The sequence below is a fragment of the Mesorhizobium loti R88b genome (genome assembly GCF_013170845.1).
Lineage (GTDB): Bacteria > Pseudomonadota > Alphaproteobacteria > Rhizobiales > Rhizobiaceae > Mesorhizobium > Mesorhizobium loti_B.
Genome location: NZ_CP033367.1, coordinates 6,019,453 through 6,034,282 on the forward strand (window position 1 = coordinate 6,019,453; position 14,830 = coordinate 6,034,282).

General features: G+C 63.3%; 13 protein-coding genes. 6 read left to right on the plus strand and 7 right to left on the minus strand.

Annotated features, from left to right (window positions below):
* Positions 1 to 4 precede the first annotated feature (4 nt).
* The 5 genes from EB235_RS29420 to EB235_RS29440 all read right to left on the minus strand — a co-directional run bounded on the left by EB235_RS29420 (position 5) and on the right by EB235_RS29440 (position 5,791).
* Positions 5 to 1,630, minus strand: coding sequence for a GMC family oxidoreductase (locus EB235_RS29420; protein WP_027033885.1), 1,626 nt, complete (start codon positions 1,628 to 1,630; stop codon positions 5 to 7).
* Positions 1,631 to 1,635: 5 nt separating this feature from the next.
* Entirely contained in the window at positions 1,636 to 2,439 is an 804-nt protein-coding gene (locus EB235_RS29425) for an ABC transporter ATP-binding protein (protein ID WP_027033884.1), read from the minus strand.
* A 13-nt stretch (positions 2,440 to 2,452) separates the two neighbouring features.
* On the minus strand, positions 2,453 to 3,277 hold the full coding sequence (locus tag EB235_RS29430; RefSeq protein ID WP_245268919.1) for an ABC transporter permease: 825 nt from the start codon (positions 3,275 to 3,277) through the stop codon (positions 2,453 to 2,455).
* Positions 3,278 to 3,416: 139 nt separating this feature from the next.
* Complete coding sequence (locus tag EB235_RS29435; RefSeq protein WP_080680966.1) at positions 3,417 to 4,406, minus strand: ABC transporter substrate-binding protein; 990 nt, start codon at positions 4,404 to 4,406, stop codon at positions 3,417 to 3,419.
* A 482-nt stretch (positions 4,407 to 4,888) separates the two neighbouring features.
* Positions 4,889 to 5,791 (minus strand): GNAT family N-acetyltransferase, encoded by a 903-nt coding sequence (locus EB235_RS29440; RefSeq protein ID WP_027033881.1) that lies wholly within the window; start codon positions 5,789 to 5,791, stop codon positions 4,889 to 4,891.
* A gap of 237 nt (positions 5,792 to 6,028) precedes the next feature.
* Here EB235_RS29440 and argE point away from each other — a divergent pair, with 237 nt between their 5' ends.
* The 6 genes from argE to EB235_RS29470 all read left to right on the plus strand — a co-directional run bounded on the left by argE (position 6,029) and on the right by EB235_RS29470 (position 12,612).
* Positions 6,029 to 7,153 carry an acetylornithine deacetylase gene (argE, locus tag EB235_RS29445; RefSeq protein ID WP_027033880.1) on the plus strand — a complete coding sequence of 375 codons (1,125 nt, stop codon included), beginning with the start codon at positions 6,029 to 6,031 and terminating at the stop codon, positions 7,151 to 7,153.
* Positions 7,154 to 7,165: 12 nt separating this feature from the next.
* Positions 7,166 to 8,089: a 2-hydroxyacid dehydrogenase gene (locus tag EB235_RS29450; protein WP_027033879.1), complete on the plus strand. Its 924-nt coding sequence runs from the start codon at positions 7,166 to 7,168 to the stop codon at positions 8,087 to 8,089.
* Positions 8,090 to 8,112: 23 nt separating this feature from the next.
* The gene (locus EB235_RS29455) at positions 8,113 to 8,466 is read left to right on the plus strand and encodes a cupin domain-containing protein (RefSeq protein ID WP_027033878.1); all 354 of its coding nucleotides are present in this window, start codon (positions 8,113 to 8,115) and stop codon (positions 8,464 to 8,466) included.
* Positions 8,467 to 8,613: 147 nt separating this feature from the next.
* Complete coding sequence (locus EB235_RS29460) at positions 8,614 to 10,077, plus strand: aldehyde dehydrogenase family protein (protein WP_027033877.1); 1,464 nt, start codon at positions 8,614 to 8,616, stop codon at positions 10,075 to 10,077.
* A gap of 10 nt (positions 10,078 to 10,087) precedes the next feature.
* Positions 10,088 to 11,131, plus strand: a complete 1,044-nt coding sequence (locus EB235_RS29465; RefSeq protein ID WP_027033876.1) for a tartrate dehydrogenase — start codon at positions 10,088 to 10,090, stop codon at positions 11,129 to 11,131.
* A 17-nt stretch (positions 11,132 to 11,148) separates the two neighbouring features.
* Entirely contained in the window at positions 11,149 to 12,612 is a 1,464-nt protein-coding gene (locus EB235_RS29470; RefSeq protein ID WP_027033875.1) for an NAD-dependent succinate-semialdehyde dehydrogenase, read from the plus strand.
* A 61-nt stretch (positions 12,613 to 12,673) separates the two neighbouring features.
* On the opposite strand, the gene EB235_RS29475 is transcribed toward EB235_RS29470, so the two are convergent.
* Positions 12,674 to 13,948: an NAD(P)/FAD-dependent oxidoreductase gene (locus EB235_RS29475; protein WP_027033874.1), complete on the minus strand. Its 1,275-nt coding sequence runs from the start codon at positions 13,946 to 13,948 to the stop codon at positions 12,674 to 12,676.
* A 16-nt stretch (positions 13,949 to 13,964) separates the two neighbouring features.
* Entirely contained in the window at positions 13,965 to 14,633 is a 669-nt protein-coding gene (locus EB235_RS29480; RefSeq protein WP_027033873.1) for a haloacid dehalogenase type II, read from the minus strand.
* Positions 14,634 to 14,830: the final 197 nt, after the last annotated feature.

Sequence of the window (14,830 nt, forward strand, 5' to 3'; positions counted from 1 at the left end):
ATGGTTAGCTTGTGCCTAAATGCGGCTGCGCCAAAATCGCCGTAGCCGCTTTTTCGCCGATCATCATGGATGGCGCATTGGTGTTGCCGCCGATCAATGTCGGCATGATCGAGGCATCCGCGACGCGCAGATTGTCGAAGCCGTGCACCTTGAGGCTGGCAGGATCGACCACAGCCATGGTGTCCTTGCCCATCTTGGCCGTGCCGACCGGGTGATAAACGGTGAGCGCCTCGGCACGCAGATAGGCAAGGATCTCGTCATCGGTGACGACATCGGGTCCGGGCAGGATTTCCGGTCCGCGAATATCGGCAAAGACCGGCGAGGCCAGAATGGAGCGCGCGACCTTGATGCCCTCGACAAGGGTCAGGGCATCCTGCTCGTCACTGAAGAAGCGGTGATCGATGTGCACGTTGCGGCGGGTGCCGTCGCGCTCGAGCATGATTTCGCCAACGCTGCCGGGCCGCAGCACGCAGGTGTGCACGGCATAGCCGTGGCCATATTCGACGAGCCGGCCGCGATGGCTGCGATAGCCGGGGACAAAGTGGAATTGGACGTCGGGAACATCGCCGGCATATCTGGTCTTGGCGAAGCCGCCCGCCTCGACATAGTTGGTCGTCAGCATTCCCTTGCGGCGGACGAAATATTGAAACGGTGCCGCCAGCATCGCCGGAAGATTGGCGAGCGACAGACCGAGCGTCCTGGTGCTCTTCGATCGCACCGTGATCATGCCGTCGACATGGTCGCGCAGGTTCTTGCCGACGCCCGGCACGTTCATGACCGGTTCTATTCCCGCCGCTTTCAGCTCCTCGGCCGGGCCGATGCCGGAAGCAAGCAGGATTCGCGGCGATCCGATCGCGCCCGCGCTGAGCACCACTTCGGCGCGGCATGTCAGCCTTTGAGCTGCTCCGTCCCGGATCACATTGACACCGGTGACGCGCCCGCTTCCGACTGCCAGATCAAGCACCTCGACGCCTGACAGGACCTGGAGGTTCGGGCGGCCGAGAACCGGCCGGATGAAGGCTGAATAGGCCGAGAAGCGCTCGCCCTTGTCCTGGGTGACATTGTAGATGCCGAGGCCGAGTTGGCCATCGGCATTGAAGTCACGGTTGTCGGGCAGCCCCACGCCCCTGCCCGCCTCTACCCACAGCCTGGACACCGCGTTGGGATCGCGCGGATTGTCGACCAGCAGTTCACCTTCGAAGCCGTGATAGGCCGGGTTCTGCGACAGGAGGTTCCGTTCCAGCGTCTTGAAGACCGGCAGGACATCGGCGTAGGACCACCCGGCACAGCCACGTGCCGCCCACTCATCGTAGTCCTGCGCGGCACCGCGAATATAGACCATCGAGTTGATCGAACTCGACCCGCCGAGAAGCTTGCCCCGGTTGACCGGTATGCGGCGGTTGTTGAGCAGCGGCTGCGGTACGCCTTTGTAGCCGTAGTCGAAAGTCGGATTGCCATAGAGCGAGAGGATGCCGGCCGGCACGCGCACCCTTGTGCGGTCATCGCTACCGCCAGCCTCGATCAGGCAGACACGGATTGCAGGATTGGCACTCAACCTGTTGGCCAGGACACAACCGGCCGAGCCCGCGCCGATGACGATATAGTCGAATTCCGCAGTCTCGATGCTCATGCCCGCTAGTGCTCTTCGTCTTCGTCGTTCTTCAAGAGCTCGAGGATTTCCCGCTTCATGGCGATGAAGTTCGGCTCCATGACCAGATCCATGCTGCGCGGACGCGGCAAGCCGACGCGGATTTCCTTTTTGATCTGGCCGGGCCGGCCGGACATGACGAGCACCCGGTCCGCCAGCAGGATCGCCTCGTCAATGTCATGGGTGACGAACAGGACCGTCTTCTTGGAATGGTCCCAGATTCTCAGCAAAAGCCTCTGCATTGAGTGACGGGTCTGGCTGTCGAGCGCTCCGAAGGGTTCGTCCATCAGCAGCACTTGCGGATCATTGGCGAGCGCACGCGCAATCGCCACGCGCTGCTTCATGCCGCCCGACAGCTGCGAGGTATAATGGTTGGCGAATTTCGCCAGCCCGACCTCATGGAGAAAATGCTCGACGATGGCCTTGCGCTCTGCCGCTGTCATGCCCTTCCGCTTCGGGCCGTATTCGACGTTCTGCGCCACGGTCAGCCAGGGAAACAGCGTATAGGCCTGAAACACCATGCCGCGATCCGGACCTGGCTCGGTGACCGGCTTGCCGCCGACAGAGATCATGCCGCCGGTGCGCTCCTCGAGGCCGGCGACGAGATAGAGCAGGCTCGACTTGCCGCAGCCGGATGGGCCGACGATCACGCAGAACTCATTGGGCACCACATGGAACGAGATGCCGTCCAGCGCCAGCACGGCGTTGTCGCCTGTGCCGTAGCGCAGGACCACATTGTCGATGGCGATATCGGAGCTCTTCGGTTTCGTCGTGAGTGTCAGGGCGTCCATGTCAGCGAACTCCTCAATTGGCCCAGGGGGCGACGAGGCGGCGAATGCCCCGGAACAATTGGTCGGTGCAAAGACCAAGGATGCCGATCATGGCGATGGCCATGAAGATCACGTCGACCTGGAAGCCGCGCATGGCCTTGAGCGAGATGTAGCCAAGCCCGCTGCGGGCGGCGACGAGTTCGGCCACGACGAGATAGGTCCAGGCCCAGCCCATGGTGACGCGCAGCACATCCAGCACATTCGGAAGCGTGGCCGGAAAGACGATGTGGAAGACCGTGTCGCTTCGTTTGGTCCCGAGCGTATAGGCTGCGTTGACCAGGTCGCGCTGGACGCTGCGGGCGCTGTCGGCGATCATGACGAGCTGCTGGAAGAAGACGCCGAAGACGATGACGGCAACGCGCTGCTCGATGCCGATGCCGATCCACAGGATGAAAAGCGGCACGAAGGACGTCACCGGCAGATAGCGGATGAAATTGACCAACGGTTCGAGCACGGCCTGGACGATGCGGTAAGTGCCCATCGTCAATCCAAGCGGCACCGCAACGATGCTCGAAATGACAAAGCCGATCAACACCACCTGGACGCTGGCGAACACATGCTCCCACAGCGACCCGTCGGCGGCCATCCTGATGGTGGTGGTCAACACGGATTCGGGGCGAGGCAGGAACATTTCCTTGACCGCTCCGGAATAGGTCAACGCGAACCAGCCGCCGATGACGGCGATCCAGACCATGAAGCCCAGCGTGATGGAGAGAGAGCGCGGCACAGCCCGAAACGGTGTGGCGATGACTTTCAGGACGGATCGACCGGCCTGACCTTCTTCCACTCTCGCGGTCACGCCATTGCTGACCAGAGAGCTCGTGTTCGGTGCTAGTGTCACGGGATACCTTTTTGGGCCGCTTGGACCGGAGGCGCGAGGTCCGCCTCCGGTTCAGCCAAATCAACTTTGCAAGGTCAAGTTACTTCACAAGGCCAATTTACTTAGCAAGGAAGGACGTATCGATGAGGTCGTCGTACTTGATGTCCATCTTGAGCTTGCCGAAACCGCCCCAGATATCGCCGCCCAGCTTGATCAGTTTGCCGGCTTCGCCAGTCTCGCCACCGGCGAAGAATTCGGCATTGCGCGCCTTGCCGTAGAAGTTCACGCCCGCGGCCGAGGAGGCGAAGTCCTTCGGCTCCTTCAGCCAGCCGCCGACGCCCTTGGCCATCACCTCATAGGCCTTCTCCGGATTCTCCTTGATGAACTCGTTGGCCTTATAGAGGCCCTTCACCAGCGCCTCGACATCCTTGGGGTTCTTCGTGATGTAGTCGCAGTTGAGCGCCACCACATCGACGATCAAGCCCGGCGTCTTCGAGGAGTCGATCAGCACCTGTCCCTTGTTTTCCTTCTTGGCCAGCGTCAGATGCGGTTCCCAGGTGACGGCAACAGGAATGCGGTCGGCCATGAAGGCGGCGGCGGCATCGTCCGCCGTCATGTTGGTGATCTTCACATCGGCCTGGGTGAGACCGGCCTGCTTGAGCAGGATATTGAACCAGAACTGCGACACCGAGCCTTCGTTCAGCGCAACGTCCATGCCCTTGAGGTCGGCGACGCTCTTGATCCCGCTGGGCGCGAGAACGCCATCGCCGCCATGGCTGTCATCCAGCGCATAGACCGACTTGAAGCAGACATCCTTCGAACGATACTTCATGATCTCGTCGATGGTCGAGGCGCTGCCGTCGAGCTCGCCGGCGGCAACAGCCGCCATGTACAGCGATGCTTCCTCGATGATTTCGAGCGAGACATCGAGCCCACCTTCCTTGAAGTAGCCCATGTCACGGGCAAGGAAGAGCGGCCCGTATCCTACCCAGGTCGTCATGCCCAGTTTCAAGCTGCCAGCTTCGGCGTGGAGGCTCACCGATATGGCGCTGAGGGCAATCCCGGCCACAAGCGCGGCCCGGCGAAACTTCGAGATTATCGTCTTCATCACGTTCCCCTGTTTTTTGAGGTCGGGCGTTGTCCGCGCCCGACCAAATCCCGCTCCGACGCATCGCCGAAGCCTGTCGCCTGTTCATTTTTTCTTTTCTCAGCCGACGATGGAGCAAAGCACGCTGGGTGCGCTGCACAAATTATGATTTTCAGTCGTTCGGCTTAGGCTGGACCTAACCAGACCGGCGCTGCATCCGCGCCCTCCGTAAACGTTGGCGCAAGAAGGCGTCGACAATCCCAATGGACCGCGCGAAGGCAAGACGGACGGAAAAGCGCAAGCGCGGCAATTTTCTGACTGACAGTAAGAACTGAACGCCCTCCTGGCCCGATTGTCACCTCGAGGGGGGCAACCGCAAATTAACGCAAAAGGGAAAATCGCCGCAAAAATATTCGAGGGTTCATCAACTATCGGGACCAATCGGCGATTTTTTGCACTTGCAGCGTTGGACGGCGCGCCCACGGCCCGCGTCCTGGAATGCACTATCCGAGAGTTTGACTGGCGAGTGCATAGGTTATCGGTGCAACCGCGGCGCCGACGGCAAAATCGGAGAGGCGTTTGCCCAGCGACATGGTGAGCACCGTGTCGAAAACCGGCATTCCGCTGTGCGACAGAAAGGCAGCGAACTCGCCATGGTCCATGTGGGTGTCGATCCGCAGGAAAGACCCCGAATGGTCGGCTACGTGCGGCCGCACTATCGCCACGGCGTCGGCGTCGCTTTCCGCCACGACCGGCCCCACGACATGGCCCCGTCCAAACGGCCGACAGAGCGCGAAAGCGGTCAGCCTATCGCCCTTGAAAAGACCATAGCCGGCCGAGTGTGCGAAAAGCCTTTCGATGAGCGCCGCCCGCCTCACGCCGAAGCCTGTCGCATCGAGCGCAATCACGGCGGGAATATCATTTGCGTCCAAAGCCCGGACATCGCCTCGAATATTTGCCGGCCTCTCCTTCGTCTGCATGCGGGCGGTGCCCTGGCATTGATAAACGGTCTTCTCAGGCTGGAAGTCGAGCGAGAGATAGAGCCGCCTTGCCGCACGGGTTGCATTGAGGCGCAAGTCATGTCCGACTAGTCTGTCGAAGATCCGCTTCATCAGCCATTGTCCCGCCCCCAGCGTCTGGAGCCGCGGCGAGGTGATGACCATGCCCACGGTCGCGAAGTCGGCGCCATGCGTGAACCACATGGCGGAACCGAGAACCCGGCCGATCTCATCGAGCGCCACGAGGCCTTGTCCCGATTGGCGCAGGAATTGCCAGTCTTCGGCGCGATGCGGCCATCCCACGGAGAGCGAGAGTGCGTGCAAACGGTCCAGCTCGACACCTTCGATGTCGTCGATGCGCATCGAGAAGGTGTCGATTTTCAAGCTTCCGGACGGCTTCAATTCCATGCCCCTGAAAGATACCGCATTAGAGCGCGGCGCACCGATGGCCGGCCCTGCCCCGTAACGCTAGAACGAGCAGATCGGAACGATTTGCTCGAAAGCTGCGCAGCAACGCAAGATTCAACTGAAACACTTTCGCTTTCGGCACGCAATCGCGTCAGAACGCGCACATCCTTTCCGGCAATGTTGGAAGTATGGTCGACGGCACCGATCCCGGCGAACCCGAAATGCTTGAGGGCTGGAATGGACGTCTTCGACATCCTCGACCGTCTCGTCACCTTTCCATCGGTCGCCGGCAGGCCGAACGGTGACATCGCCGGCTGGATCGAGACCTATCTTGCTGAACACAGCATGCAGGTGACCCTGCTGCCAGGGCCGGAAGGCGACCGTTTCAATCTTTTCGCGACGATCGGCCCCGCCGATGTCCCGGGTTACATCCTGTCCGGCCACATGGACGTCGTCCCCGCCAGTGAGCCGCAATGGAGTTCGAACCCTTTCGCGTTGCGCCGGGAGGGCGAGCGGCTCTATGGACGTGGCACCACGGACATGAAGGGGTTTCTTGCCGCGACGCTCGCGGCCGTGCCCATGCTGGCGGGACAGCGCCTTGCCAGGCCAATCCACCTCGCCTTCTCCTATGACGAGGAGGTAGGGTGCCGCGGCGTGCCGCATCTGATCGCCCGCCTTCACGAGCTTTGCGCCAAGCCGCTCGGCGTCATCGTCGGCGAGCCGAGCGGCCTGCGCGCCGTGCGCGGCCACAAGGGCAAGGCGGCCGCTCGCGTGATCATCAGCGGGCGCTCCGGCCATTCCTCGCGGCCCGATCTCGGCCTCAACGCCATCCACGCCATGGCCGGTGCGCTGAGCGCCGCTGTGAGCGAAGCCGATCGGCTGATGAACGGTCCGTTCGACCCTGCCTTCGAGCCACCCTACTCCTCGCTGCAGGCGGGCGTGGTGGCGGGCGGACATCAGGTCAACATCATCCCCGACACCTGTACGCTGGACCTTGAGGCACGCGCCATACCTGGCATCGACCCGGCGAGCCTGCTGGCGCCTGTAAAGGCGCGGGCAGAGGCCCTTGTGGCCGATGGCTTTCGCATCGAGTGGACACCGATGAGCGCCTATCCAGCGATGTCGCTGCCGCCAGGCGCGCCGCTTGCGGGACTGCTGCGCGAGTTGACAGGCGAGGTGCCGCTTGCCGCCGTCAGCTACGGCACGGAGGCCGGGCTTTACCAGGCCGCCGGGTTCGATGCGATCATCTGCGGCCCCGGCGACATCGCCCGCGCCCACAAGCCGGATGAGTACATTCTCACCAGCGAACTCACCGCCTGCCAGCGATTGGTCGAGGCGCTGGGCGCCCACTGCGCGGCTTGAAGGGGAGCCGGAATGACATTCCTGTTCAGTTCCGATGCGCAGCGCGGGGCGATCTTCGCCGATGCCTTCGCCAAGGAACTGCCTGATATCCCCTTCACGATGGATGCCGCAACGGTCGATCCCGACGCCGTGCGCTATCTCATTACCTGGACAGCGCCAGAAGACCTCGCCCGCTACAGCAAGCTGGAGATCCTGTTTTCCATTGGCGCCGGAGTGGACCAGTTCCGCTTCGATGCGGTGCCTGCGAACGTGAAGATCGTGCGTACGGTCGAGGAAGGCATCGTGCGCATGATGCAGGAGTATGTGACGCTTGCCGTGCTCGCCCTGCATCGCAATCTGCCGGGATATCTGGCGCAGCAGCGCGCCGGCGAATGGCGCGACATCCCCCAGTTGCAGGCTGGGTCGCGCCGGCTCGGCGTGCTCGGCCTCGGGCAGCTCGGCCAAGCCGTCCTCGACCGGCTGAAGCCCTTCGGCTTTCCACTCGCTGGATGGAGCCGTTCGCCGCGGCAGATCGAGGGGGTGACCTGTCATCATGGCGAGCTTGGGCTGGAGGAGATGCTCGCGGCCAGCGACATACTGATCTGCCTGCTGCCGCTGACCGAGGACACGCGCGGTTTCCTCGATGCCGATCTGTTTGCGAAGCTGCCCAAGGGCGCGGCGCTCGTCCATACCGGCCGGGGGCCGCAGCTTTGTCAAGAAGCCCTTGTCGCCGCGCTCGACAGCGGCCACCTTTCGGCGGCGATGATCGACGTCACCGATCCCGAACCGCTGCCCGCAGGCCATCCGTTCTGGTCGCATCAAAAGGTCATCCTGACCCCGCATGTCGCCAGCGTCACCCAACCTGTGACCGCTGCGCGGACCGTCATCGAAAACATCCGACGCCACCGCGCCGGGCTCGACCCGATCGGGCTCGTCGACCGCTCGCGCGGCTATTGAAGTCCAAAATGAAAGGCCATCCCTTGTCCCTGCTCAAGACCGTCGATACCAACCCTGGCTTTCCGCCGCGCGAATCCGCGGCGCTGCCTGAACGGCTGATTGCCGGCAACCCCGCCTTCAAAACCTGGGCGCAGGATGTCGCCAAGGACGACCTCGTCCATACCGGCGTCTGGGAGGCGACGCCCGGCGAAACGCGATCGATCAAGGGCGAGACTTTCGAGTTCTGCCACATCCTCTCGGGCGTGATCGAAATCACGCCCGACGGCGGCAAGCCGGTGACCTACCGCGCCGGCGACAGCTTCGTGATGAAACCCGGCTTCACCGGGATTTGGAAGACCATCGAAACGGTACGCAAGATCTACGTAACCGTAGGGTAACGGGAGCGCGGAGGCGCCGGTCTCCGCAACAGATTTTGCCGTCTGTCATCGCCGGCACACAACAATCATCCGCGACCGATCGCCGAACGGTGCATGCTGCGCTGCTGCCCGCGCTAGGCTCCTGCAGAATAGTCCAGAGTGGGTGCCATGGGCCTGAGCTTCGACCCGGATACCGTATCCCTTCCCGGCGGCCATTTCATTGGCGGCGAGCTCATCGCGGCCGAGGGTGCTATCGAGATGCGCCGACCGTCGGACGGCAAGGTATACGCCGCTTGCCCCGTGGCCGGCGTCGATATGATCGGGCGTGCCGTGGAAAGCGCCAAGGCGGCGCTGAAGTCCAGCAACTGGGGTGGCGTTCGGCCGCGCGAACGGACGAAGGCGCTCCAGGCCTGGGCCGACCTGATCGAAGCGGAAGCCGAAACGTTGGCCAGGATCGAGGCGCTGTCCTCCACCCGGCCTGTCGGCCAGCTCGTTGCCGGCGACATCGCGATAACCGCCGAGCAGATCCGCTTCTTTGCCGAATTCGCCGACAAGGAAGGCAGCGAGCTCGTGCCGACCGACGACGCCACGCTCGGCATGATCATGAGCGAGCCCTATGGCGTGGTCGGCGCGATCACGCCCTGGAATTTTCCCATCTCGATGGCCGGATGGAAGCTTGGCCCGGCATTGGCCGCGGGCAATGCGGTCGTGCTGAAGCCGTCGGAAATGACGCCCCTCTCGGCAGTCTATATGGCGCAACTCGCCGTCAAAGCAGGCTTGCCGGCGGGGCTCATAAACGTGGTGCTGGGAGACGGTCCGACGACCGGCACGGCGCTGACCGGCCATGCCGAGGTCGCCAAGATCAGCTTCACCGGCTCGACCCGCGCCGGCTCGGCCATCATGGAGAACGTCGCCCGCACCGGCGTCAAGCCGATGACGCTGGAACTTGGCGGCAAGAGCCCGCAGATCGTCTTTGCCGATGCCGATCTGGACAAGGCGGCGACGGCCATCGCCGGCAGCGTCACCTTCAACGCCGGCCAAGCCTGCGTGGCCGGCACGCGCCTGATCGTCGAGAGCAGCGTAGCCAACAGGCTGACGGCCGCGATCATGGAGAAGATGAAGGCGGTGCGGCCAGGCCCGACTTGGGACGACGCGACCCAATATTCGCCAATCATCTCAGAGCGGCAGCGGGCGCGTGTCGACAGCATCGTGCAGGCCGCGATCGAGGCCGGCGGCGAATGCCTGACCGGCGGCGGCGTCATGGACAGCCCAGGCTATTTCTACCAGCCGACGCTGATCGCCGATGTCGATCAGGCCAATCCGGCGATCGTCGAGGAAATCTTCGGCCCGGTCCTGACCATCCAGACCTTCGAGACCGAGGAAGAGGCGCTGGCGCTGTCTTCCCATCCGACCTACGGGCTGGCGTCCGGCCTGTTCACATCAGACCTGTCTCGCACGATCCGCTTCGCGCGCAGGCTTGAAGCGGGCACCGTCTGGGTCAACCGCTACAGCCGCTCGCGTGACCATATCCTGCCGACCGGCGGCTACAAGCGCTCCGGCATCGGCAAGGACCTCGGCCGCGAGGTCTATCTCGCCAACCGCAGGACCAAAAGCGTCCTGATCAGCCTCTAGAGAGATGCCGATGAAATCCTATTCGATCGCTACGATCCCCGGTGACGGTATCGGCCACGATGTGACCGCCGCAGCCTGGACGGTGCTGGAGGCCGCAGCCAACCAATCTGGCTTTGGCTTGACCGGAACCGAGTTCCCCTGGTCCTGCAAATTCTACAAGGAGACTGGCCGCATGATGCCGCAGGACGGCATCGAGACCTTGCGCGGCTTCGACGCCATCCTTCTCGGCGCCGTCGGCTGGCCGGCGCAGGTGCCGGATTCCGTTTCGCTGCACGGCCTGTTGCTGCCGATCCGCAAGGCCTTCGTGCAATATGCCAACATCCGGCCGCACCGCCTGCTGCCGGGCGTCACGGGGCCGCTGCGGGCAGAAAATTTCGACATATTGTGCATCCGCGAGAACACCGAAGGCGAATATTCGGGTGCCGGCGGGCGCGTGCATCAGGGCACGCTGGACGAGGTCGCCGTGGAGACCTCGATCTTCACCCGCGCTGGCGTCGAGCGCATCCTGCGCTTCGGCTTCGAGCAGGCGCGGTCGCGTCGGGGCAAGCTGGCTTCCGTCACCAAGTCCAACGCGCAGAAATATTCGATGGTGTTCTGGGACGAGATCACGCGAAAGCTGGCCGCGGATTATCCGGACGTCGCCGTGACCAGCTATCATGTCGATGCGCTCGCCGCGCGCATGATCATGGCGCCGGAGAGCCTAGACGTGGTCGTCGCCTCCAACCTGTTTGGCGATATCCTCACCGACATCGGCGCGGCGATCCAGGGCGGGCTCGGCTACGCCGCCTCGGCCAACATCAATCCCGGCCGCTCGGCGCCCTCCATGTTCGAGCCCGTGCACGGCTCGGCGCCCGACATCGCCCATCTCGGCATCGCCAACCCGATCGCCGCCATCTGGTCCGGCGCCATGATGCTCGAACATCTCGGCGAAACGGCCGCCGCCGGCCGGGTCATGCAAGCGGTCGAAGCGACAACCGCGCGCGGCATCGGAACAACTCCCGGCAAGGACAGCACGAAAGCCATCACCGCCGCCATCGTCGCGGCACTCACCTGATTGCAAGGTCATTTCCGATGAAGAACCTGAAAAACAAAAGTCTCTTCCGCCAAGCTGGCCTGATTGGCGGCGAATGGGTCGCGGCCGGCTCCGGCAGGACAGTCGATGTCATCGATCCAGCAACCCAGGTGGCGATCGGCACGGTCCCCGACATGGCCGGTCCGGAGACCCACGCCGCCATCGAGGCCGCGGCTTCCGCCTATGCCGACTGGAAGAAGAAGACCAACGCCGAGCGCGCTGGTCTCCTGGAAGCCTGGCATGGCTTGATGCTGGCGCATCTGGACGATCTCGCGCTAATCCTGACGACGGAACAGGGCAAGCCGCTGGACGAGGCCAAAGGCGAGATCCGCTATGGCGCTTCCTTCGTCAAATGGTTCGCGGAGGAGGCTCGCCGCATCAATGGCCACACCATCCCTTCGCCCACGCCAGACCGGCGCATCATCGTGCAGAAGGAGCCGGTAGGCGTTTGCGGCATCATCACGCCGTGGAACTTTCCCAATGCGATGATCACCCGCAAGGTCGCGCCGGCATTGGCCGCCGGCTGCACGGTGGTGATCAAACCATCCGAATTCACGCCCTATTCGGCGCTGGCGCTCGGCGTGCTTGCCGAGCGCGCCGGCATCCCCGCCGGCGTCATCAACATCGTCACCGGTATGCCGACCGAGATCGGCAACGAGATCATGGCGAACGAGACCGTTCGCAAGATCTCCTTCACCGGATCGACGCGTGTCGGTTCGCTGCTGATGCGCGGGGCGGCCGACAGCGTGAAGCGGCTCAGCCTCGAACTCGGCGGCAATGCACCCTTCATCGTCTTCGACGACGCCGATCTCGACCTCGCCATCGAGGGCGCGCTGGTCTCCAAGTTCCGCAATGGCGGCCAGACCTGCGTCTGCGCCAACCGCATCCTCGTCCAGGCCGGTGTCTATGAAACCTTCGCCGCGAAGCTTTCCGCGCGCGTCAACGCCATGACGGTGGGGCCGGGCACGCAGCCCGGCGTCGCCATCGGACCGATGATCAATATGGCGGCGGTCGAGAAGATCAACCGCCATGTCGAGGACGCACTCGCCAAAGGTGCGGCGATTGTCACCGAGAAGCCCGCATTGCCCGACGGTCCTCAGTATGTCGCGCCGCTGGTGCTGACCGGCGCCACCAAAGACATGCAGCTTGCCGGTGAGGAAACGTTCGGTCCGGTCGCGCCGCTTTTCCGGTTCGAGACGGAAGAGGAAGCGATCGCGCTGGCCAATGCCACGCCCTACGGGCTTGCTTCCTACTTCTACACCGAAAACCTGAAACGCGCCTGGCGCGTGGGCGAGGCGCTGGAGTTCGGCATGGTGGGTCTCAACACCGGCTCGGTCTCGATCGAGGTCGCCCCCTTCGGCGGCGTCAAGCTGTCCGGCCTCGGCCGAGAGGGCGCGCAGGCCGGCATCGAGGAGTATCTCGAAATGAAAACGTTCCACATGGGAATAGGCAGTAGGGACTAGGCAGTAGGGAATTGGGAGACACCGCCCTGCTGCCTACTGCCTACTGCCTACTGCCTACCGCCTATCTCACCCGATCGAGCGCCTTGTAGTAGAGGCCGACCATCGGCAGGAACCAGGGTTTGCCGGAGTAACCGGGAATGGACGGCCACTCGAGCCCCTTCATCGGATTGCGATCTTCGCGGCCGAGCATGGCATCGGCCAGGATCATGCCGAGATGGGTGGAGAGCTGCGCACCGTGGCCGGAATAGCCCATCGCGTACCAGACCCCGTCATGATAGCCGGCGCGTGGGAAGCGATCCTTGGTCATGTCGACCAGCCCGCCCCAGCAATAATCGATCTCGACCTTGGCGAGCTGAGGGAAGATCGCCGCGAGGCCTGCCCGCAAGATCTCTCCGCTCCTGGCGTCGGAGCGCTGGTCCGATGTCGCCGAGAAGCGTGCGCGGCCACCGAAGATCAGGCGCCTGTCAGGCGAAAGCCGGAAGTAATTGCCGATGTTCATCGAGGTCACGCATGTCCGGTTGCCCGGCATGGTCTCGGCGATCTCGGCGTCGCTCAACGGCCGCGTGGCGATGATGAAGCTGCCAACGGAGATGATCCTGCGGCGGAAGTAGCCGAAGTCAGGCGTGGTGTAGGCGCCGGTCGCCACCAGCACATTGTCGGCGCTGATCTGGCCTCGGGAAGTGGTGAGCTCATGCCGCTTGCCGGCCTGCTTGCGGTCGGTCACCGCCGCGTTTTCGTGGATGGTAGCGCCGTGACGAACGGCTGAAGTGGCCAGGCCGGCCACATAACGGCCCATATGCATCATCGCGCTCTTTTTCGACAGCATCGCGCCGTGGAAGGGTGAGCCGATCTCGGACTTGAGATCCGCCGCCGACAGCAGCGCCGTATCAGGATCCACTTCGGCATGGAGGGCTTCGAAGTTGCGCGCGATCGCTTCAAAATGCTGCGGCTTGGAGGCAAGCTTCAGCTTGCCAGCACGGCGGAAGTTACAGTCGATGCCTTCCTCGGCGACCAGCGCCTCGATGGTGTCGACGGAGTCGTCGAGCGCCCGGTAGAGCGCGATTGCTCGCTCCTTGCCGAGTTCCGCCTTGGCCGAGAGATAGCCGTGGGCGAGGCCGTTGTTGAGGTGCCCGCCATTGCGCCCGGATGCGCCCCAGCCCACCCGCTCCGCCTCCAGCACGGCCACCTTGGCACCGGCCTTCGCCAGCTGGCGCGCGGCGGCCAGACCCGTGAAGCCGCCGCCGATGATGGCGGCATCGTAGTGCCCGTCGAGCGGGCCTTGCGCCCCGCCGGAAAAGACCGGAGCGGTGTCGTGCCAGTAGGAGACGAACTTCATTGGCGATCCGCCTGTTTCAGAGACCGACCACGCCTGCAAGACCCGAAATGTCCGATATCTCGACATAGCCATAGTACGGGTTGGCCGGTTCGTGGCCACGATTGACCCAGACCTTGTTCTTGATGCCGAGATCGTGTGCCGACATCAGGTCGTAGCGGAACGATGACGAGCAGTGAAGGATATCCTCCGGGCCGCAACCCAACCTGTCGAACATGTATTCGAAGGCCTTGAAACGTGGCTTGTAAGCCTGCGCCTGCTCGGCCGTGTAGACGGCATGGAACGGCGCGCCGAGTTTCTCGACATTGGACATGATCTGCGCGTTCATGGCGTTGGACAGGATGACCAGCGGAATCTCCTTGGCGACCTTCGCCAGGCCGGCCGGAACGTCAGCGTGAGGCCCCCAGGTCGGGACGCGCTCGTAGACCATCCCAGCATCTTCGGCGTTGAAGGCAACGCCGTTGCGCTTGCAGGCGCGCTCGAGCGCGTTATGAACGACATCGGCATAGGGCTTCCAGTCGCCCATGATCTCGTCGAGCCGATAGGCCGCGAAGTTCTTGATGAACTCCTGCATGCGCGGCTCGTCGAGCCGGCTGCCATAAAGATCGCGCGCCGCTTCCGCCATCTGAAAAAAGGTCAACGTCCCGTAGCAGTCGAAGGTAATGTATTTGGGCCTGAAGGAAGCCATGTCCGTCGATCTCCGGTGGAAGCACGTCCGTGCTGGGATGTATTTCATCATAGGATAGCAGGCGGCGACCCACCTGACCGAAATCGCCCTCCCGGAAGCAGAAAGTTCCGTATCCGCCATCCGGTTTGGCACGCTGTAGCATCTTGCCTGTCGATAGCAGCGCTACGCGCGGCGTGAAGTGCATCCGTCGCCGACGG